This is a genomic window from Paenibacillus sp. J22TS3, assembly GCF_018403205.1.
GTDB lineage: Bacteria > Bacillota > Bacilli > Paenibacillales > Paenibacillaceae > Fontibacillus > Fontibacillus tuaregi.
This window is the reverse complement of the sequence record NZ_BOSF01000013.1, coordinates 39,086-59,281: the sequence shown is the minus strand read 5'-3', so window position 1 is coordinate 59,281 and position 20,196 is coordinate 39,086. Positions and strand designations below refer to the sequence as shown.

At 50.0% G+C, this 20,196-nt stretch carries 17 protein-coding genes and 1 other annotated feature; all 17 genes read left to right on the top strand.

Annotated features, from left to right (window positions below; translation table 11 throughout):
* The first annotated feature begins 29 nt into the window (after positions 1 to 29).
* The 17 genes from gltX (at position 30) to rpoC (ending at position 20,148) form a co-directional block, all read left to right on the top strand.
* Positions 30 to 1,490: a glutamate--tRNA ligase gene (gene gltX / locus KJS63_RS25360; protein WP_187386149.1), complete on the top strand. Its 1,461-nt coding sequence runs from the start codon at positions 30 to 32 to the stop codon at positions 1,488 to 1,490.
* Positions 1,491 to 1,908: 418 nt separating this feature from the next.
* Positions 1,909 to 2,592 carry a serine O-acetyltransferase EpsC gene (gene epsC, locus KJS63_RS25355; RefSeq protein WP_068620459.1) on the top strand — a complete coding sequence of 228 codons (684 nt, stop codon included), beginning with the start codon at positions 1,909 to 1,911 and terminating at the stop codon, positions 2,590 to 2,592.
* A 267-nt stretch (positions 2,593 to 2,859) separates the two neighbouring features.
* Positions 2,860 to 4,263: a cysteine--tRNA ligase gene (cysS, locus tag KJS63_RS25350; RefSeq protein ID WP_213621581.1), complete on the top strand. Its 1,404-nt coding sequence runs from the start codon at positions 2,860 to 2,862 to the stop codon at positions 4,261 to 4,263.
* Positions 4,260 to 4,715 carry a Mini-ribonuclease 3 gene (locus KJS63_RS25345; RefSeq protein ID WP_213621580.1) on the top strand — a complete coding sequence of 152 codons (456 nt, stop codon included), beginning with the start codon at positions 4,260 to 4,262 and terminating at the stop codon, positions 4,713 to 4,715. Before cysS ends, KJS63_RS25345 begins: the two co-directional genes overlap by 4 nt.
* A 1,077-nt stretch (positions 4,716 to 5,792) precedes the next feature.
* Complete coding sequence (rlmB, locus tag KJS63_RS25340; RefSeq protein WP_068620454.1) at positions 5,793 to 6,551, top strand: 23S rRNA (guanosine(2251)-2'-O)-methyltransferase RlmB; 759 nt, start codon at positions 5,793 to 5,795, stop codon at positions 6,549 to 6,551.
* A 7-nt stretch (positions 6,552 to 6,558) separates the two neighbouring features.
* Positions 6,559 to 7,080, top strand: coding sequence for an NYN domain-containing protein (locus KJS63_RS25335; RefSeq protein WP_068620452.1), 522 nt, complete (start codon positions 6,559 to 6,561; stop codon positions 7,078 to 7,080).
* 160 nt (positions 7,081 to 7,240) lie between these two features.
* Positions 7,241 to 7,888, top strand: a complete 648-nt coding sequence (gene sigH / locus KJS63_RS25330) for an RNA polymerase sporulation sigma factor SigH (protein ID WP_068620450.1) — start codon at positions 7,241 to 7,243, stop codon at positions 7,886 to 7,888.
* Positions 7,889 to 8,326: 438 nt separating this feature from the next.
* Positions 8,327 to 8,476, top strand: a complete 150-nt coding sequence (gene rpmG / locus KJS63_RS25325) for a 50S ribosomal protein L33 (RefSeq protein WP_068620448.1) — start codon at positions 8,327 to 8,329, stop codon at positions 8,474 to 8,476.
* A gap of 21 nt (positions 8,477 to 8,497) precedes the next feature.
* Complete coding sequence (secE, locus tag KJS63_RS25320; protein WP_068620446.1) at positions 8,498 to 8,689, top strand: preprotein translocase subunit SecE; 192 nt, start codon at positions 8,498 to 8,500, stop codon at positions 8,687 to 8,689.
* A gap of 22 nt (positions 8,690 to 8,711) precedes the next feature.
* A complete protein-coding gene (gene nusG / locus KJS63_RS25315) occupies positions 8,712 to 9,245 on the top strand; it encodes a transcription termination/antitermination protein NusG (RefSeq protein WP_068620442.1) in 534 nt (177 codons plus the stop codon).
* A gap of 77 nt (positions 9,246 to 9,322) precedes the next feature.
* The gene (gene rplK / locus KJS63_RS25310; RefSeq protein ID WP_068620440.1) at positions 9,323 to 9,748 is read left to right on the top strand and encodes a 50S ribosomal protein L11; all 426 of its coding nucleotides are present in this window, start codon (positions 9,323 to 9,325) and stop codon (positions 9,746 to 9,748) included.
* Between the two features lie 79 nt (positions 9,749 to 9,827).
* A complete protein-coding gene (gene rplA / locus KJS63_RS25305; RefSeq protein WP_068620437.1) occupies positions 9,828 to 10,520 on the top strand; it encodes a 50S ribosomal protein L1 in 693 nt (230 codons plus the stop codon).
* A gap of 84 nt (positions 10,521 to 10,604) precedes the next feature.
* Positions 10,605 to 10,754 (top strand) — a sequence feature (ribosomal protein L10 leader region).
* A 152-nt stretch (positions 10,755 to 10,906) separates the two neighbouring features.
* Entirely contained in the window at positions 10,907 to 11,413 is a 507-nt protein-coding gene (gene rplJ, locus KJS63_RS25300; RefSeq protein WP_213621579.1) for a 50S ribosomal protein L10, read from the top strand.
* Positions 11,414 to 11,478: 65 nt separating this feature from the next.
* Positions 11,479 to 11,841: a 50S ribosomal protein L7/L12 gene (gene rplL, locus KJS63_RS25295; RefSeq protein WP_213621578.1), complete on the top strand. Its 363-nt coding sequence runs from the start codon at positions 11,479 to 11,481 to the stop codon at positions 11,839 to 11,841.
* Between the two features lie 145 nt (positions 11,842 to 11,986).
* Positions 11,987 to 12,583, top strand: coding sequence for a class I SAM-dependent methyltransferase (locus tag KJS63_RS25290; RefSeq protein ID WP_213621577.1), 597 nt, complete (start codon positions 11,987 to 11,989; stop codon positions 12,581 to 12,583).
* Between the two features lie 367 nt (positions 12,584 to 12,950).
* Positions 12,951 to 16,496 carry a DNA-directed RNA polymerase subunit beta gene (gene rpoB / locus KJS63_RS25285; protein ID WP_068620429.1) on the top strand — a complete coding sequence of 1,182 codons (3,546 nt, stop codon included), beginning with the start codon at positions 12,951 to 12,953 and terminating at the stop codon, positions 16,494 to 16,496.
* Between the two features lie 37 nt (positions 16,497 to 16,533).
* Positions 16,534 to 20,148, top strand: a complete 3,615-nt coding sequence (gene rpoC, locus KJS63_RS25280) for a DNA-directed RNA polymerase subunit beta' (RefSeq protein WP_068620427.1) — start codon at positions 16,534 to 16,536, stop codon at positions 20,146 to 20,148.
* The last annotated feature ends 48 nt before the right edge of the window (positions 20,149 to 20,196 follow it).

Here is a 20,196-nt window from a genome sequence, read left to right as displayed (position 1 = left end):
CTTAATTTAATACTTCGGAGGGGATTTTAGTGACAGAGGTTCGTGTACGGTATGCGCCGAGTCCGACAGGTCATTTACATATTGGGAATGCAAGAACAGCATTGTTCAATTATTTGTTCGCACGCAACTTGGGCGGCAAATTCATCATTCGTATTGAAGATACGGATGTGAAGCGGAACATTGAAGGCGGGGAAGAAAGCCAGCTGAAATATTTGAAGTGGCTTGGGATCAACTGGGATGAGAGTGTGGATGTGGGCGGCGAGTATGGGCCGTACCGCCAGACCGAGCGGCTTGATATTTACAAGAAATATTGGCAGGAGCTGCTGGACAAGGGTCTGGCTTACCGCTGTTATTGTACGGAGGAAGAGCTGGAGAAGGAGCGCGAGGAACAGATTGCCAGAGGTGAGATGCCGCGTTACTCCGGTAAGCACCGGGATTTGACCGAGGAGCAGCAGAAAGCGTACGAAGCGGAAGGCCGCGTGGCCAGCATTCGCTTCCGCGTTCCGGACAACCGGACGTATAAGTTCGATGATATGGTCAAAGGACCGATTTCGTTTGAGTCGAATGTATCCGGCGATTTTGTTATTGTCAAAAAGGACGGTATCCCGACATATAACTTCGCTGTAGTGCTTGATGACCACCTGATGAAGATTTCGCACGTGCTCCGCGGAGAGGACCATATCTCCAATACGCCGCGGCAGCTGATGATCTATGAAGCGTTCGGCTGGGAGCCGCCTAAATTTGGGCATATGACCCTGATCGTTGGGGAGAATCATAAGAAGCTGAGCAAACGGGATGAATCGGTGATCCAGTTCATCGAGCAGTATGATCAGCTTGGCTATCTGCCTGAAGCGATGTTCAACTTCATCGCCCTGCTCGGCTGGTCGCCGGAAGGGGAAGAAGAGATTTTCTCCCAAGAGCAGCTGATCTCTATCTTCGACGCACAGCGTTTGTCCAAGAGCCCGGCCGTATTCGATACGCATAAGCTGGCACATATCAACAATACCTATATCAAAAATTCGGATCCGGAGCGGATTGCGGAAATGGCGATTCCCCAGCTTCAGAAGGCTTCCCGCCTTCCGGCTGAGCTTACACCGGAGCAGCATGAGTGGGCCAAAGCGCTTGTGGCGCTGTACCAGGAGCAGATGACCTCTGCTTCGGATATTGTAGAGCTGTCCGAGCTGTTCTTCCGCACTCATCTTGAGCTTGACGCGGAAGCTGCGGCCATCCTGTCCGAGCCTCAGGTTCCTGAAGTGCTGCAGGCTTTCCTGGACAAAGTTACAGCGACCGCAGAATTTACAGCGGCGAACATGGCTGCGCTGATCAAGGAAGTTCAGAAGGAAACGGGCTACAAAGGCAAGCAGCTATTCATGCCGATCCGTGTGGCTTTGACTGGACAGACCCATGGCCGCGACCTGAACCAGACGATTTACCTGCTGGGCAAGGACCGGGTGATTGACCGGCTTAAATCCCAGATTCGCGGGGCTTAAGCTGAAGGCAAATCCCTTCTTGTCAGTTCGATTTGTTTTCGCTAATATAGAAGAAAGCTATTGATATTATGAAACTTTAATCATAAAGGCATGGATCGGGAGAGTACGCTGACGTTGCGTTTTTCAGAGAGGATAATCAGGGTTGGCCCAAATAGGCTTCCTGGCTGTGAGTTATCCAAATGCATGTGGCGGAAGTGCACCCGGGAGCTGTGGAATTGAGCACGCGTTAGGCGTGGGTAGATTCCGCCGAGGAACGTCCGCGTTAAGGACCTTGAGAGAAATTGCGCTTATGTCTGCAGATGCGGCTTGGGCGGGATTTAAGCAGAGTGGGACCGCGTGTAAGGCGTCTCTGCAGCTTCGGCTGCGGGGACGTTTTTTTGCCGTAATAAGAGACTTACCGGGGAAGGGGGCATAACCTATGTTTAAGAAGATGAGGTCAGATATTGAGGCGGTTCTTGACAATGATCCTGCGGCAAGAGGATGGTTCGAAGTTGTATTCACTTATTCGGGCCTGCACGCGATCTGGAGTCACCGGCTCGCACATGCTTTTTACCGCAGAAGATGGTTCTCGGTTGCCCGAATCATTTCCCAGGTCAGCAGGTTCTTTACAGGTATTGAGATTCATCCAGGAGCTACCATTGGAAACCGGCTGTTCATCGACCACGGGATGGGGGTTGTCATTGGCGAAACTTGCGAAATCGGGGACGATGTGGTTATCTATCAGGGAGTTACCCTCGGAGGAAGCGGCAAGGAAAAAGGAAAGAGGCACCCGACTATTGGGAATAATGTGGTTATCGGTTCAGGGGCTAAAATTCTGGGTTCCTTTACTGTAGGGGACCAGAGCAATATTGGGGCCAATTCGGTTGTGCTTAAGGAAGTGCCTCCAAACAGTACGGTGGTAGGCATCCCGGGTAAAGTCGTCAAGCAGGGCGGCAAACGGATGGACCGCCTCAGCCATCAGCTTCCGGATCCGGTCGTTGATACGATGCGGGTGCTGCAGCGTGAGATTGAAGAGCTTCAAGAAGAGCTTAGAGAGCTCAAGAAGGAACGGGCTAAAGCGCAAGAGGAAGATAAGGTCCTTGTTCAGGGGGATAAAGGGTAACAGATCTATGTAAAACGAAACTGGAAACTGTAGAATTTACTGATCTTAGTGAGGAGGGCGAGTGATTCTAAAGAGCGGATAATCCACCTTTGTCTTTTGGAACGTCTGACTGAATATTTATTTTAAGCATTTAAAGACAATAGTGGTCGTTAGAATACTCGACATCACAACGCCCGAGAGGTGCAACTTTGATTAGTTTATTTTAAATAGAGACAGATTACGCCTGGCTCGTCCGGGCATATATGAGAGCGATGAAAGGATGTTAGTATGACACTTCACATCTACAACACACTAACCCGTAAGAAAGAGGAGTTCGTCAGTCAGGAGCCGGGAAAAGCGAAAGTTTACGTCTGCGGACCAACGGTATACGGGTATATCCATATCGGGAATGCACGGCCGATGATCTTCTTCGATGTTGTGCGGAGTTATCTGGAGAATCAGAAATATGACGTAAACTATGTCGTGAATTTTACCGATGTCGACGACAAGTTGATCCGCAAAGCCGAAGAGATGAAGACTACGGTTCCGGAGGTCGCGGAAACGTTCATTAAAGCGTATTATGAGGACCTCGATGGACTTGGCATCCCCCGTGCAACTTCCAACCCTAGGGTGACCGAGAACATGACGATCATCATCGACTTCATCAAAGAGCTGGAGCGTAAAGGCTATGCCTATGAGTCGGGCGGAGATGTCTTCTACCGTACTGGAAAATTTGAGGATTACGGTAAGCTGTCTCATCAGAATCTGGATGAGCTTCAGTACGGCATCCGCATTAATGTGGATGAGCGCAAGGAGAATCCGCAGGACTTCGTGCTCTGGAAAGCGGCAAAGCCTGGAGAGATCTACTGGTCCAGCCCTTGGGGAGACGGCAGACCGGGCTGGCATATCGAGTGCTCGGCCATGGCCCGTGATCTGTTGGGCGATACGCTGGATATTCACGGGGGTGGGCAGGATTTGCAGTTCCCACACCATGAATGTGAGGTGGCCCAATCCGAAGCGGTGACCGGCAAGCCGCTGGCTAAATACTGGATGCATAACGGGTTTATCAACATCAGTGGCGAAAAAATGTCGAAATCACTCGGCAATGGGGTTCTAGTCAAAGACCTTCGTAATATGTACAAGCGCGAAGCCATCCGTTACTTCATGCTTTCCAGCCACTACCGCAACCCGCTGAACTTCTCGGAGGAGACGATGGAGCAGGCGGAGAAAAGCGTGGAGCGGATTGCGAATGCGGTAGGGAATCTTAACCACCGGCTTCAAGCGGTGGGGGAAACAGGCGGAGAGGTTTCGCCGGAGCTGAAGGATAGACTCGTGGAGATTCGTCAATTGTTCCACGACAAAATGCAGGACGACTTCAACACGCCGGATGCAATTACGGCTGTCTTTGAATGGGTGAACGAAGTGAATGCGCTGCTGAAGCAGCCAGTAGTCAGCAGCGCTGATCTTCTGGCTGCCAAAGCGCTGTTCGATGAGATGAACGGGGTGCTGCGCATCTATACCGAGGAGAGCACCGAGCTTCCTTCGGAGGATATCGAGCGTCTCGTGGCCGAGCGAACCGAGGCCCGCAAGAACAAGAACTGGGCCCGGGCCGATGAGATTCGGGACCTGCTCGACGCACAGGGAATCGTGCTTGAGGATACCCCGCAGGGCATGCGGTGGCGGCGCAAATGACGGGGAACGATATGAACAGCGGCAGCTCTATGCCGCCGCTGTGGTTCCCGTATCCGTCATCCAAACCGGCCCGGCTGCTCCCTCCGCTGGCGCTCGCCTATATGGGCGACGCCATCTTTGAGGTCGCGGTCCGGCAGTATGTCATTTCGCGCCCGAACCTGCGCCCGCACCACCTTCACCAGCAGTCGACGAAGTTCGTCTCCGCCAAGGCCCAAGCCACGCTGCTCTCTCTGATCGAGCCGCAGCTTACCGAAATGGAGCACGATGTCGTGCGCCAGGGCCGCAACGCCAAGTCCGGCAGCGTCCCGAAGAACGCAAACGTGATCGATTACCGTCACGCCACCGCTTTGGAGGCGCTGATCGGTTATTTATACTACAATCATGAACAAGAACGAATGATATATCTGATTACACATGGCCTTGACCAGATGGTCTCCGCTCCAAAGTCCTAACCGGACAAGCTCGTCTGCGCGAACGTAAGCGATTCCCACAGGGAGAGCGGCTTACAGCACGAAGTAACACCACGAAGCACCAAAGCACCGCCTCAGTGCTTTGCGCCAAACGCAAGCGCATCCCGCAGGGAGAGCGGCTCGCAGCACGAAGTAACACTAAGAAGCATCAAAGCACCGCCTCAGTGCTCTGCACAAACGTAAAGCGCATCCCGCAGGGAGAGCGGCTCACAGCACGAAGTAACACCAAGAAGCACCAAGGCACCGCTCTAGTGCCCTGCACTAAACGCAAAGCGGATCCCATAGGGAGAGCGCTCGCAGCACAAAGTTACACCAAGAAGCATCAAAGCACCGCCTCAGTGCTCTGCGCCAAACCTAAGCGAATCCCGCAGGGAGAGCGGCTCACAGCACGAAGTAACACCAAGAAGCACCAAGGCACCGCTCTAGTGCCCTGCACTAAACGCAAAGCGGATCCCATAGGGAGAGCGCTCGCAGCACAAAGTAACACCAAGAAGCACCAAGGCACCGCTCTAGTGCCCTGCACTAAACGCAAAGCGAATCCCGTAGGGAGAGCGGCTCATAGCACAAAGTCACACCGTGAAGCATCAAAGCACCGCCTCAGTGCCTCGCGCCAAACGCAAAGCGAATCCCGCAGGGAGAGCGCTTCAAGCACAAAGTAACACCAAAAATGCGGCAAACGCAGTACCCACAGCCCAGGCAGGAGCGCACATGTAGAGCGGGCCCCAAAGGGGCGACAAGCGGCTAACCGCACGCTGCCCGCCCGGGAGCTCCACACCCTGCGCTCCCGCCAACGGAAACAGGCAACCAAACACCGCCGCAAGTCAAGCGGGTCCCGCAAGGGACGGCAAGCGCTCCTCCCACCCAGCTGCTAAACACCGCCTCTGCCCCAACACTCGTTATTCCAATTCCGGGTGTCCAGAGGGCGGAGCCCTTGGGGCCCTCCCTTAGGCAAGGGAGGGTTTGGGAGGGTTGTGAAAGGCTGGTTTGGGAGGGTTGTGAAAAAAAATTAAAGGGAGTCCGAGGCCCCCCTCGGAAAATCCTACTCTGGAGGATACACAGGTGGAAACTAACAACAACGAAGATTGGATTGGCGGCAAGCACTCCTTGCTTGAGGCACTGCGCGCCGGCCGTACGATAAACAAAATTTTGATAGCGGAAGGTGCGCAGAAGCATCTCACACAGCCTATTATCGCAGAAGCGAAAAAGAACGGGATCGTCGTTCAGCATGTCGACAAACGGAAGATTGATCAGCTGGTGCCTGATCTGCAGCACCAGGGCGTAGTGGCCCAAGTGGCCCCATACGCTTATGCGGAAGTGGAAGACCTGCTGGCCAGTGCGGCCGAGAAGGGGGAAGCCCCCTTTTTAGTTATACTTGACGAAATCGAGGACCCTCACAACCTGGGTTCTATTCTGCGGACGGCTGAATGCACCGGGGTTCACGGGGTGATTATTCCAAAGCGCCGCTCGGCATCCGTGACGTCTACGGTATCCAAAACCTCAGCTGGTGCGGTGGAGTATGTGCCGGTAGCCCGCGTGACCAATCTTGCCCAGACCATTGATCAGCTTAAGGAAGCGGGCGTATGGGTAGTCGGAACAGACGTAGGCGCACGTGAAGAAATCTATGATAACGGAGTATTCACCGGCCCGGTTGCCATTGTCATCGGGAACGAGAACAAAGGAATGGGCCGTCTGATCCGGGAGAAATGTGATGTCCTTCTAAAACTGCCGATGGTTGGCCGGCTTAATTCACTGAATGCTTCCGTTGCCGCGGGGGTCATTATGTACGAAACGCTCCGCAAACGGAAGCTTCAAGGATAGCCCTGTTATGGGGGAGATGCGGGATGTTCTCCTTGTGGATGGCTACAATATGATTGGAGATTGGCCGGAGCTGACCAAGCTCGCCAAGGTGGGACTTGAGGAAGCGAGGGACAGGCTTCTGGAGCGGTTAGCTGATTATCAGGCCTACAGCGGCCGGATGGTAATCGCGGTGTTTGACGCATACCGGGTGCCGGGCCTTGGGAAATCTTTTGCCCAGAACAAGGTTCAGGTTTATTTCACCCGGGAGAAAGAAACGGCGGATGAATGCATAGAGCGTTTGGTCCGCGAGCTCAGCCACCGCAGGCGCCAAATCTATGTTGCGACCAGTGACCTAGTAGAACAGCATGTGATCTTCGGGCAGGGCGCACTGCGTGTTCCTGCCAGGGAATTACTCACCCAGGTGGAAGAGAGTGAGCGGGAGATTCAGTCGAAAATTGCCGAGGATCGGCTTGGCTCAAGCCGAAATACGCTCGGTGGCAAGCTGACTCCCGAGATGAGAAAGATGTTTGAACGCTGGCGCAGAGAGTAAAAAGGCACATTTGCGATTTGCTTCCAAAAGCTCTTGACAAAGTTCGACTTTACAAATTTTAGGACTTATGTGGTTGACGCTGTTACATGCCATCATATATACTGATCGTATACTTGATTGAAGTAACGGGGCACTGTGCGTTGCAGCCGGAGGGATTGTGGTGAGTGTCGACCTCAAAGTAATGATTAAATTTGACTATGAGATTCAAAGCGATGAAGACATTGTTGAGGCAGTCCGGGAAGGCGATAGCGAAGCACTGGAGTACTTGATCAACAAGTATCGCAGTTTCGTCAGAGCCAAAGCGAGGTCCTATTTTCTGATTGGAGCTGACCGGGAAGATATCATTCAAGAAGGCATGATCGGTCTGTATAAGTCGATCAGGGATTTTAAGGGTGATAAGCTGGCTTCTTTTAAAGCATTTGCCGAGCTGTGCATTACCAGGCAGATCATCACGGCAATTAAGACGGCGACCCGTCAGAAGCATATTCCGCTGAATTCGTACGTTTCGCTGGACAAGCCCATTTATGATGAGGACTCCGACCGTACCCTTTTGGATGTTATATGCGGTTCACAGGTATCTGATCCCGAAGAACTCATTATCAATCAAGAAGAGTTCGTGGGCCTGGAAGACAAGATGTCCGAGATTCTCAGCGACCTGGAACGCAAAGTTCTGATGCTGTATTTGGACGGAAGATCTTATCAGGAAATTGCAGTGGATTTAAGACGGCATGTGAAATCAATTGATAATGCGCTCCAACGGGTCAAGCGTAAGCTTGAACGCTATTTGGAAGTACGAGATGGACTATAGAGAATGATGGTAGAGAAGAGACTCAAGAGGAGTCTTTTTTTCTTTTTATATCAATGATTCTAGTTTCTCCAGTAAATAGGGTAGGCTATGGATTCCTACATGTGGGAGAGGTTTAGAGCAGGGATGATGGGTCCATACTTAAACATAAATGTGAAGCAGCTTGGCAGTGGAAAAAGAATACATCGACAAGGGTCCCCGCACGGCCCAGAATAAGGCCATTCTTTCGTTGACATGGCTATACCCTTGTGATAAAGTGTTTTAGGTAGGCCGAATTTCGCGCTTGCTTTTTTTGAATTAAGGAGATTTAAGTATTTGCTTATTATTTCCTTAAGTTAAGATGAGCAGATGCGGACTTGGTCTCTCTGAACGGCTCGGTTAACTACCGAGATCAATATAGAGACTTCTGATAAGAAAGAATGTCTTCGGGAGGTGCACATCATGCGGGTAATTATCACGTTGGCTTGTACGAACTGCAAACAAAGAAACTACACGACAACGAAAAACAAGCGTAACCACCCCGACCGCATGGAGATGAAGAAGTATTGCAAGTTCTGCAACGAGCAAATTCCTCATCGCGAAACCAGATAGTCTTTGGAGGTGTAGGTGCGGATGAAACGTAGTTTCAAGTCGATGTTTTCTTTTTTCTCTGAAAGCTGGGCTGAGCTTAAAAAGGTTCGCTGGCCTAATCGTAAAGAGCTGACTAATTACACGCTGATTGTGCTCGGTACAATCGTAGTTGTCGCCATTTATTTTTGGGTTCTTGACATCGGCATCTCCGCTGTGATCAACGCGATTATTTAAGAAGGGTCCCAGGTGGCTTGATATGGAAAAAAGATGGTATGTTGTTCATACCTACTCCGGGTATGAGAATAAAGTCAAAGCCAATTTGGAAAAACGCGTTGAGTCTATGGGCATGGAAGACAAGATATTCCGGGTTCTTGTTCCGATGGAAGAAGAAATTGTAAACAAAGACGGTAAGAAGAAAACCGTTATGCGTAAGGTTTACCCTGGTTATGTCTTGGTGGAAATGATCCAGACTGACGATTCTTGGTATGTTGTCCGCAATACACCGGGAGTTACAGGTTTCGTCGGCTCGACAGGTTCCGGTTCCAAACCGACGCCTTTGCTTCCTGAAGAAGTGGAACAGATTCTGAACCACATGGGAATGGAAGAACCGAAGCCGGTAATTGAGTTTGAACTCAAGGAGTCTGTGCGTATTAAAGTTGGTCCTTTTGCTAATTTTGTTGGATCTGTAGAAGAAATTCTCACCGACAAGAGCAAGGTCAAGGTTCACGTCAACATGTTTGGACGGGAAACCCCGCTTGAGCTTGACTATACTCAAGTGGAGAAGATATAGGTTTCTTCTGGTTTTCTGTGGGAGGGATTATGTTCGGTAATCCCGGGTACCACTACTAGTGCAAGGAGGTGTTTTACATGGCTAAAAAGATCATTAAAGTTGTAAAACTGCAAATTCCTGCGGGGAAAGCGAATCCAGCACCTCCGGTAGGTCCAGCGCTGGGTCAAGCGGGTGTCAACATCATGGCATTCTGTAAAGAATTCAACGCTCGTACTGCCGATCAAGCTGGTTTGATCATTCCGGTTGAAATTTCGGTATTTGAAGATCGTTCTTTCACTTTCATTACCAAAACTCCACCGGCTGCAGTATTGCTTCGTGTAGCTGCTAAGATCGAGAAGGGTTCAGGTGAACCTAACAAGAAGAAAGTAGCAACTGTGACTCGTGCAACTGTACGTCAGATCGCAGAACAAAAAATGCCTGACCTTAACGCAGCATCCGTTGAAGCGGCAATGCTTATGGTTGAAGGTACTGCCCGCAGTATGGGTATCACTGTTCAAGACTAATCGTCTGAACGCACTGGACAGGTTGTCTGGTTAACAAGTGGGAGGAATATCCGCTAATACCACAAAGGAGGAAATTTAAATGGCTAAACACGGTAAGAAATACCTTGAAGCTGCCAAGCTGATTGACAGCGAAGCAACTTACGAGCCTGCTGAAGCCGTTGAGCTGGTTAAGAAGGCAGCTACTGCGAAATTCGACGAAACTGTTGAAGCTGCAGTACGTTTGGGTGTAGACCCTCGTAAACAAGACCAGGCTGTTCGTGGCGTTGTTGTACTGCCGCACGGTACTGGTAAAACTCAACGCGTTCTTGTATTCGCTAAAGGTGAGAAAGCAAAAGAAGCGGAAGCTGCTGGCGCTGACTATGTAGGCGATCAAGACGTAATCAACAAAATCCAACAAGGCTGGTTCGAGTTCGATGTTTGCGTAGCAACTCCGGATATGATGAGTGAAGTTGGTAAATTGGGTCGTCTTCTCGGGGGTAAAGGTTTGATGCCTAACCCTAAAGCCGGTACAGTTACGTTTGACGTAGCTAAAGCGGTTCAAGAAATCAAAGCGGGTAAAATTGAGTACCGTCTTGATAAAGCAGGTCAAATTCATGCACCAATCGGCAAAGTATCTTTTGATGCTGACAAGCTGAATGAGAATCTTAAGACTCTCATCGATGCATTGAACCGCGCTAAACCAGCGGCTGCTAAAGGCGTATACTTGAAGAATATCGCGATTTCTTCGACGATGGGACCAAGCGCCCGTGTAAACACTGCTGCTTACAGATAAGAAATGTTGCCTCTGGCAATAATTTCAGGGTTGACTCTTGAGACGACCCTCTGGTATAGTAAAGTGGTTGCACTACGCTTTAACTAAATTTGAATATGCTTACCGTAGACAGTAGGTGCCGCAAGGCTTAATTTCCTACCGAGGTGTTGTGATAGAAATTCGGAATTTGCAGTATTCTGTAAATGATGATTTATCAGGCCTTCGTGATTCTACGGAGGCTTTTTTAATGGTTTCAGACGGGTTTCTGTTAACTTAACAGCCTAGGTTCGAATCATTAAAAAATCTTCCTCATATATACGGCTGGCCCGTTATTGCAGGAGAGCACCGGTGTTTTTTGTACGGAATAAAGGCCGGCAGCTCAGAAAATCTATCAGGAGGTGTACAGTTTGGCAAATGCAAAAGTGATTCAAGCAAAACAAGATGCCGTTGATGTGGTAACTTCTAAACTGCGCGAAAGCGTAACAACTGTTGTTGCTGACTACCGCGGTCTGAATGTTGCTCAAGTGACTGAACTTCGTAAACAGCTTCGTGAAGCTGGGATCGAATTCCAAGTACTGAAGAACTCGCTCGTTCGCCGCGCAACTGCAGCTGCAGAATTGTCTGAACTTGATGAAGTTCTGACAGGTCCTACAGCAATCGCATTCAGCACGGACGATGCCGTAGCTCCAGCTAAAATTCTTAGTGATTTCGCTAAGAAGAATGATGCTTTGGAAATTAAGGGTGGCGTGGTTGAAGGCCGTGTAGTCGGCGTTGACCAAATCAAAGCTCTTGCGGATCTTCCATCCCGCGAAGGTCTCCTCTCTATGCTCCTCAGCGTACTTCAAGCTCCAGTTCGCAACTTCGCGCTTGCAGTTAAAGCCGTTGCGGAGAAAGAGGAAGGCGCTAGCGCGTAAGAGAATTCTTGATCCAGTGATCTGAATTAACAAAAACTATAAAATTATATAACGGAGGTTCTACCATGAGTAAAGAAACAATTTTGGAAGAAATCAAAGGTATGACTGTTCTTGAGCTTAACGATCTCGTTAAAGCAATCGAAGAAGAATTCGGCGTAACTGCAGCAGCTCCAGTAGTTGTAGCAGGTGGCGGCGCTGGCGAAGCAGCTGCTGAGCAATCCGAATTCGACGTAATTTTGACAAGCGCTGGCGCTTCCAAAATCAACGTAATCAAAGTGGTTCGCGAAATCACTGGCCTTGGCTTGAAAGAAGCAAAAGACCTGGTTGACAACGCACCAAAACCATTGAAAGAAAAAGTATCCAAAGAGGATGCTGAAGCGGTTAAAGCTAAATTGGAAGAAGCAGGCGCTTCTGTAGAAGTGAAGTAATTCTTCCTTACCGCGCAAACCCCTTGAAGAAATTCAAGGGGTTTGTTTTATATAAAGTGAGAGGGTCTTGTTCTTCTGAATGAAAGGATTCTGATCGAGGGAATCTAGGAAGAACTGATCCGAAATTTAAGGCTGGAGGGAAAGCATGCCCGATCATTATTATTCCAGTAAGCCGGAAACGGCGCATGACCGTAAAGTGTGGGAAGCCACGCTCCGGGGCAAGATCTTTAAATTTGTAAGCGATGCGGGTGTATTCTCTAAGCAAGGAGTAGACTTTGGAAGCCGTGTGCTGATTGAGGCTATGGAGATGCCGGAGAATGCACGTGTTTTGGATGTAGGTTGTGGATACGGCCCGATTGGGCTTGCCGCTGCAAGACTTGCTTCTAGAGGACAGGTAACCATGATTGACGTGAATGAGCGTGCAGTTGAGCTTGCCAAGGAGAACGCGGCGGGTAACGGCATTACGAATGTTACCATTCTGCAAAGTGATCTGTATCAAGAGCTGGGGGACCAGACCTTTGATGTAGTTCTGACGAATCCTCCGATCCGTGCAGGCAAGCAGACGGTACATGCTGTATTCGAGGGTGCGGCTGAGCGGCTTCATGAAGGCGGATCTCTCTGGGTGGTTATTCAGAAGAAGCAGGGGGCGCCATCGGCCAAGGAGAAGCTGGAGTCTTTGTTTGCCCAAGTGGACGAAGTGACAAAGGACAAGGGGTATCGGATTTTTAAAGCTACAAAATAAATCCGGAGAATTCTCGAAAAAAGTGAGGAAGGCTGTTGACTCGGGTCTTCTGGTGTGATATTATTATAAAATGTCAGTATTAGGATGCCCTACATGGCTTTAGCGCGCTGAAATGTCAAGCATAAATTCGCAAGCCGAGGTTTTCGAATCTCCTGCAAACGTATATTATGCCCAATTTTGGCAAATCTACTGAGTATGAGGACATCGACAGGAAAGGCACTAATAATGATGCTCTTTTTTCGATAGCATTCGATAAGGGCTTTTCTTTATTTGTGCGTGAATCCGTTTCTATGGACTTATTATATAGGGACAAACACGGGTTCGCAATGAAATTTTTAAGTGAGTAGACATGAGGGGTGAGTTTAAGTTGGCAGGACATCTTGTTCAATATGGTCGACGCACTCGGCGTAGTTATGCGCGAATTAACGAGGTACTCGAGGTTCCGAACCTGATTGAAATCCAACAAAAATCATATGAGTGGTTTTTGGAGGAAGGTCTTCGGGAAATGTTTCAGGACATCTCGCCGATCCAGGATTTTACCGGCAATTTGATTCTGGAATTTATCGACTACAGTCTTGGTGAACCAAAGTATACCGTGGACGATGCGAAAGAACGTGACGTTACGTATGCAGCACCACTTAGAGTAAAAGTCCGGCTCATTAATAAAGAAACCGGCGAAGTCAAAGAGCAGGAAGTGTTCATGGGGGATTTCCCGCTGATGACCGAAACCGGCACCTTCATTATCAATGGTGCAGAACGGGTTATTGTCAGCCAGTTGGTCCGCTCCCCTAGCGTCTATTTCAATACAAAAATAGATAAGAACGGTAAGAAGACTTACACGGCGACGGTAATTCCTAACCGCGGTGCGTGGCTCGAGCTTGAGACGGACGCGAAGGACATTATTTATGTCCGGATCGACCGCACACGCAAAATCCCGGTAACCGTGCTGCTTCGCGCACTCGGGTTCGGGACGGACGCTGAAATTCTGGATCTTCTCGGTAACGATGAATATATCCGCAATACACTCGACAAAGACAACACCGATTCTACTGAGAAAGCTCTCATTGAAATCTATGAGCGTCTTCGTCCGGGTGAGCCTCCTACACTGGATAATGCAAGAAGCTTGCTGGTTGCCCGCTTCTTCGATCCAAAACGCTATGATCTGGCGAATGTAGGTCGCTACAAAATCAACAAGAAGCTTCATATCAAGAACCGTTTGTTCAACCAGCGTCTTGCTGAATCCCTGATTGATACAACAACAGGTGAGATCATTGCAGAAGCGGGTCAAATGGTTGACCGTCGTTTGCTGGATGAGATTCTTAAGAATCTGGAAGAAGGCGTCGGCTTTAAGACTTACCATGTTGCTAATGGTGTTCTGGAGTCCGAGGATGTACCTCTTCAGACGATTGATGTATTCTCTCCGATTGAAGACGGCAAAGTAGTTAAAGTGATTGCAAACCGCAATATTGATAAATCGGTGAAGCATATTACTCCTGCTGATATTATCTCCTCAATCAGCTATTTCATTAATCTGCTGCACGGAATCGGAAGCACGGATGATATTGACCATCTGGGTAACCGTCGTCTGCGCTCTGTAGGTGAGCTGCTTCAGAACCAGTTCCGTATCGGTCTGTCCCGTATGGAACGTGTAGTTCGTGAGAGAATGTCGATTCAGGATGCCAATGTGATCACACCGCAGGCTTTGATCAATATTCGTCCGGTTATTGCCTCGATTAAAGAGTTCTTCGGCAGCTCCCAGTTGTCCCAGTTTATGGACCAGACGAACCCGCTTGCTGAGCTTACGCATAAGCGCCGTCTGTCTGCACTCGGACCTGGTGGTCTGACGCGGGAACGCGCGGGCATGGAAGTGCGTGACGTTCACCACTCTCACTATGGCCGTATGTGTCCAATCGAGACGCCGGAAGGACCGAACATCGGTCTGATCAACTCCTTGTCTACATTTGCCCGCATTAATGAGTATGGCTTTATCGAAGCTCCTTACCGCTGGGTTGATCCTAAGACAGGAAAAGTCACAGATCAAATCTCTTATCTGACTGCAGATGAAGAGGATAACTATGTTATCGCACAGGCGAACGTTGAACTGACCGAAGACGGATCATTCAAAGATGATATGGTTATCGTTCGTTACAACAAACAGTCCGATAACATCTTGACGATGCCTAGTGACCGCGTCGATTATATGGACATCTCTCCTAAACAGGTGGTGTCGGTTGCGACCGCTCTTATTCCGTTCCTGGAGAACGATGACTCCAACCGCGCACTCATGGGATCGAACATGCAGCGTCAGGCGGTACCGCTTCTGATTCCTAAAGCGCCTCTCGTAGGTACAGGGATGGAGCACAAGTCCGCTAAAGACTCCGGTGTATGTATTGTTTCCAAGTATGACGGGATTATCGAGCGTTCCGCAGCAAATGAAATTTGGCTGCGCCGTGTGGAAACTGTAGATGGCAAGGAAGTTAAAGGCGATCTTGTTAAATATAAATTACACAAATTTATGCGTTCGAACCAAGGAACATGCATCAACCAGCGTCCGATCGTTAAGAGAGGCGATATCGTCAAGAAGGGTGATATCCTGGCTGACGGTCCTTCCACAGAGATGGGCGAATTGGCACTGGGCCGCAATGTGGTCGTAGCCTTCATGACTTGGGAAGGTTACAACTATGAGGATGCGATTCTCCTTAGCGAGAAGCTCGTTAAGGAAGATGTATACACCTCCATCCACATTGAGGAGTATGAATCCGAGGCGCGTGATACGAAGCTTGGACCAGAAGAGATTACCCGTGACATCCCGAACGTCGGGGAAGAAGCGCTCAAGAATCTCGACGAGCGTGGAATTATCCGTGTGGGTGCCGAGATTGGAGCAGGCGACATTCTGGTTGGTAAAGTAACACCGAAAGGGGTTACCGAGCTGACTGCGGAGGAACGCCTCCTGCATGCGATCTTTGGTGAGAAGGCCCGCGAGGTTCGCGATACCTCCCTCCGTGTACCGCATGGTACGGATGGTATTGTCGTTGATGTTAAGGTGTTCACCCGTGAGAACGGCGATGAGCTGCCACCGGGTGTGAATCAGCTTGTTCGTGTATATATTGCCCAGAAACGTAAAATTTCCGAAGGTGACAAGATGGCCGGCCGACATGGTAACAAGGGTGTCGTTGCACGGATTCTGCCTGAGGAAGATATGCCGTTCCTGCCTGATGGCACACCGGTACAAGTCGTGCTCAACCCGCTTGGGGTACCATCGCGGATGAACATCGGACAGGTGCTGGAGATTCATTTGGGTATGGCCGCCATGCGTTTGGGTATCCATGTTGCCACTCCGGTATTTGATGGCGCGAACGAGTATGACGTGTTCGATACGATGGAAGAAGCGGGAATGCAGCGTAACGGTAAGACTGTGCTTTATGACGGACGTACTGGGGACCGTTTCGAGCGTGAAGTAACTGTAGGTGTCATGCATATGATCAAGCTGGCGCACATGGTTGATGATAAAATCCATGCCCGTTCTACGGGACCATACTCTCTCGTTACTCAACAGCCGCTGGGTGGTAAAGCCCAATTCGGTGGACAGCGTTTCGGGGAGATGGAGGTTTGGGCGCTCGAGGCCTATGGTGCTGCGTATACCCTGCAGGAAATTCTGACCGTCAAATCCGATGACGTGGTAGGCCGCGTGAAGACCTATGAGTCCATTGTCAAAGGCGAGAACGTGCCGGAACCGGGCGTACCTGAATCCTTCAAAGTTCTGATTAAGGAACTGCAAAGTTTGGGTATGGACGTTAAAATCCTGAGTGAGAACGAAGAAGAAATTGAAATGAGAGAAATTGACGATGATGAGGACACCGCAGGCGACAAACTTAGTTTGAACCTGGAAGGCTCCGAAGTCGGCGTAGAATAGAAGTACAAATCAGGATTTGGTTAAGGAGGGATGCTCTTTGTTGGACGTCAACAATTTCGAGTTTATGAAAATTGGGCTTGCTTCCCCAGATAAAATTCGTTCTTGGTCCCGCGGAGAAGTGAAGAAACCGGAGACGATTAACTATCGTACGCTGAAGCCGGAGAAAGAAGGGCTCTTCTGCGAGAAAATTTTCGGTCCTACAAAAGACTGGGAATGTCATTGCGGTAAGTACAAGCGTGTGCGTTACAAAGGCGTTGTCTGCGACCGCTGCGGCGTAGAGGTCACACGCGCCAAAGTGCGCCGTGAGCGTATGGGCCACATTGAACTGGCTGCACCTGTTTCACATATATGGTATTTCAAAGGGATTCCTAGCCGGATGGGATTGGCTTTGGATATGTCCCCTAGATCCTTGGAAGAGATTATTTACTTTGCATCATATGTTGTCACAGATCCTGGCGATACGCCGCTTGAGAAAAAGCAGCTCCTGTCCGAGAAGGAATACCGCAGCTACCGTGAGAAATACGGTTACGGTTTCCAAGCCGGCATGGGTGCCGAAGCTGTCAAGAAGCTTCTGCAGGATATCGACGTGGAGAAAGAACTTGATTTCCTGAAGGAAGAGCTGCGCACGGCCCAAGGCCAGCGCCGCAACCGGGCAATCAAGCGTCTTGAAGTCATTGAGGCCTTCCGCAATTCCGGCAACGAGCCGGAGTGGATGATTCTGGACGTTCTTCCGGTCATCCCTCCGGAACTTCGTCCGATGGTTCAGCTCGATGGTGGACGTTTTGCAACGTCTGACCTGAACGATCTGTACCGCCGCGTAATCAACCGGAACAACCGGTTGAAACGCCTTCTTGACCTTGGCGCACCGGATATCATCGTTCAGAACGAGAAACGCATGCTTCAGGAAGCGGTGGACGCCCTGATCGATAACGGCCGCCGCGGTCGTCCAGTAACTGGTCCGGGTAACCGTCCGCTCAAATCTCTCAGCCATATGCTGAAAGGTAAGCAGGGCCGTTTCCGTCAGAACTTGCTCGGTAAACGGGTAGACTATTCTGGTCGTTCCGTTATCGTAGTAGGTCCTTATCTGAAGATGTACCAGTGCGGTCTGCCTAAAGAAATGGCACTGGAGCTGTTCAAGCCTTTTGTCATGAAAGAGCTTGTGAATAAAGGCTTGGCCCATAATATCAAGAGTGCTAAACGCAAGGTTGAACGCGTAAGCCCTGAGGTATGGGATGTGTTGGAAGAGGTAATCAAGGAGCATCCGGTTCTTCTGAACCGTGCACCGACGCTTCACCGTCTGGGTATCCAGGCATTTGAACCGATCTTGGTAGAAGGTCGTGCGATCCGTCTTCACCCGCTCGTATGTACGGCGTATAACGCTGACTTCGACGGTGACCAAATGGCGGTACACGTTCCTCTGTCAGCTGAAGCTCAGGCCGAAGCGCGCATTCTGATGCTCGCATCTGGTAACATCCTGAACCCGAAAGACGGTAAGCCGGTTGTTACACCATCCCAGGATATGGTCCTTGGATCTTTCTATCTGACGATGGACGATAACAAAGCCAAAGGTTCCGGTATGATTTTGGGCAGTGTGAACGAAGCCGTATCCGCTTATCAGCGCGGCGTAGCATCCCTGCATGCACGTGTTGTTATTCCGGCCAAAGCTTTGAACAAAGACGGATTTACACCTGAACAGCAAAAGGCGCTGCTTGTTACTACAGTCGGTAAGATTATTTTCAACGAAATCTTCCCATCCAGCTTCCCTTACATCAATGAAGCTACCCGGGATAACCTGTTCAACGGGACTCCTGACAAGTACTTCGTTCATGAGAAAGGCGCTGATCTGGCGGAACGCATTGCCGATCCGGCCATTGCAAGCGCTGTGGGTAAGGAATATCTGGGATCGATTATCGCACGCTGCTTCGAGACCTATCACACGACAGAAACGTCTGTGATTCTGGATAGAATCAAACAGCTTGGCTTCACGTACTCCACACGCGCCGGTGTAAGTATCGCCGTATCCGACGTTGTAGTGCCTGAAGAAAAAGCAACCATCATGCGTGAGTCCGATGAGAAGGTACGTGTGGTTACCAACCAGTACCGCCGCGGTTTGATTACGGATGAAGAACGGTATGACCGCGTAATTGATATCTGGTCCAAATCCAAGGATCAGCTTACAGACGTCCTCATGAAATCGATGGACCGCTTCAACTCCATCATGCTCATGGTTGACTCCAAAGCGCGGGGGAACAAATCGCAGATCACCCAGCTGGGCGGTATGCGGGGTCTGATGGCAACGCCATCCGGACGGATTTATGAGCTTCCGATCAAAGCGAACTTCCGTGAAGGACTTACCGTCCTCGAGTACTTTATCTCGACACACGGAGCCCGTAAAGGTCTGGCGGATACAGCTCTTCGTACAGCCGATTCCGGTTACCTGACACGCCGTCTGGTAGACGTTGCGCAGGATGTTATCGTTCGTGAAGACGACTGTGGTACGGATAAAGGGATTACTGTATCCCGGATTCAAGACGGTAAAGAGATCATTGAAGATCTGTTTGACCGTATTGAAGGACGCTATTCCTTCGAAACGATTAAACATCCGGAGACCGGGGAGATCATCGTTGCGCGCAACGAGCTGATTGATACCGATCGTGCGAATGCGATCGTGAAGGCTGGCGTTGAGAAGCTGCAGATCCGTTCTGTTCTCAGCTGCCGTGCACGTCACGGGGTATGTAAGAAATGTTACGGACGCAACCTGGCAACAGGCAAGTTCGTGGAAATCGGTGAAGCGGTGGGTATCATTGCCGCCCAATCCATCGGGGAGCCGGGAACCCAGCTCACGATGCGTACGTTCCATACCGGGGGCGTTGCGGGTGACGATATTACACAAGGTTTGCCGCGTATCCAGGAGCTCTTCGAAGCACGGAATCCGAAAGGTCAGGCTACCATAAGTGAGCTTGACGGTGTAGTTAAGGAAATCCGTGAAGCGAAGGACCGCCGTGAAATTGAGATTCAAGGTGAAGCCGAGACGAAGGTGTACTCCGTAACTTATGGCTCCCGTCTGCGCGTAAGCGAAGGACAGGAGATCGAAGCTGGGGATGAGCTGACAGACGGTTCCATTGACCCTAAAGAAATTCTGCGCATCAAAGGTATCCGCGGCGTACAGAACTACATTTTGCAGGAAGTACAGCGCGTATACCGTAACCAAGGCGTAGAAATCAACGATAAACACATTGAAGTTATGATCAAGCAGATGCTTCGTAAGATCCGTATTGTGGATGCCGGGGATACAGCACTTCTTCCGGGTTCATTTGTGGATATTTATGAATACGAGACAGCCAACAAAGAGGCCATCCTGTCGGATAAAGAGCCTGCTGTGGCCAAACCGGTTCTGCTGGGTATTACCAAAGCTTCCTTGGAGACAGACTCCTTCTTGTCTGCGGCTTCCTTCCAGGAAACCACACGGGTACTTACCGACGCTGCCATCAAAGGTAAAGTCGACAAGCTGCTCGGACTTAAGGAGAACGTTATTATCGGTAAGCTGATTCCTGCAGGTACAGGTATGAACCGTTACCGCAGCGTTCAGTTCGATGATCAAGAGGAAGATGGCGTTTCTGAAGAAAGTCTTGAGCCGGTATCGGTAGAGTAATAGCCGTCCGGGTTGACGCCGGAGCAGTCATATGTGGAGCTATAACTC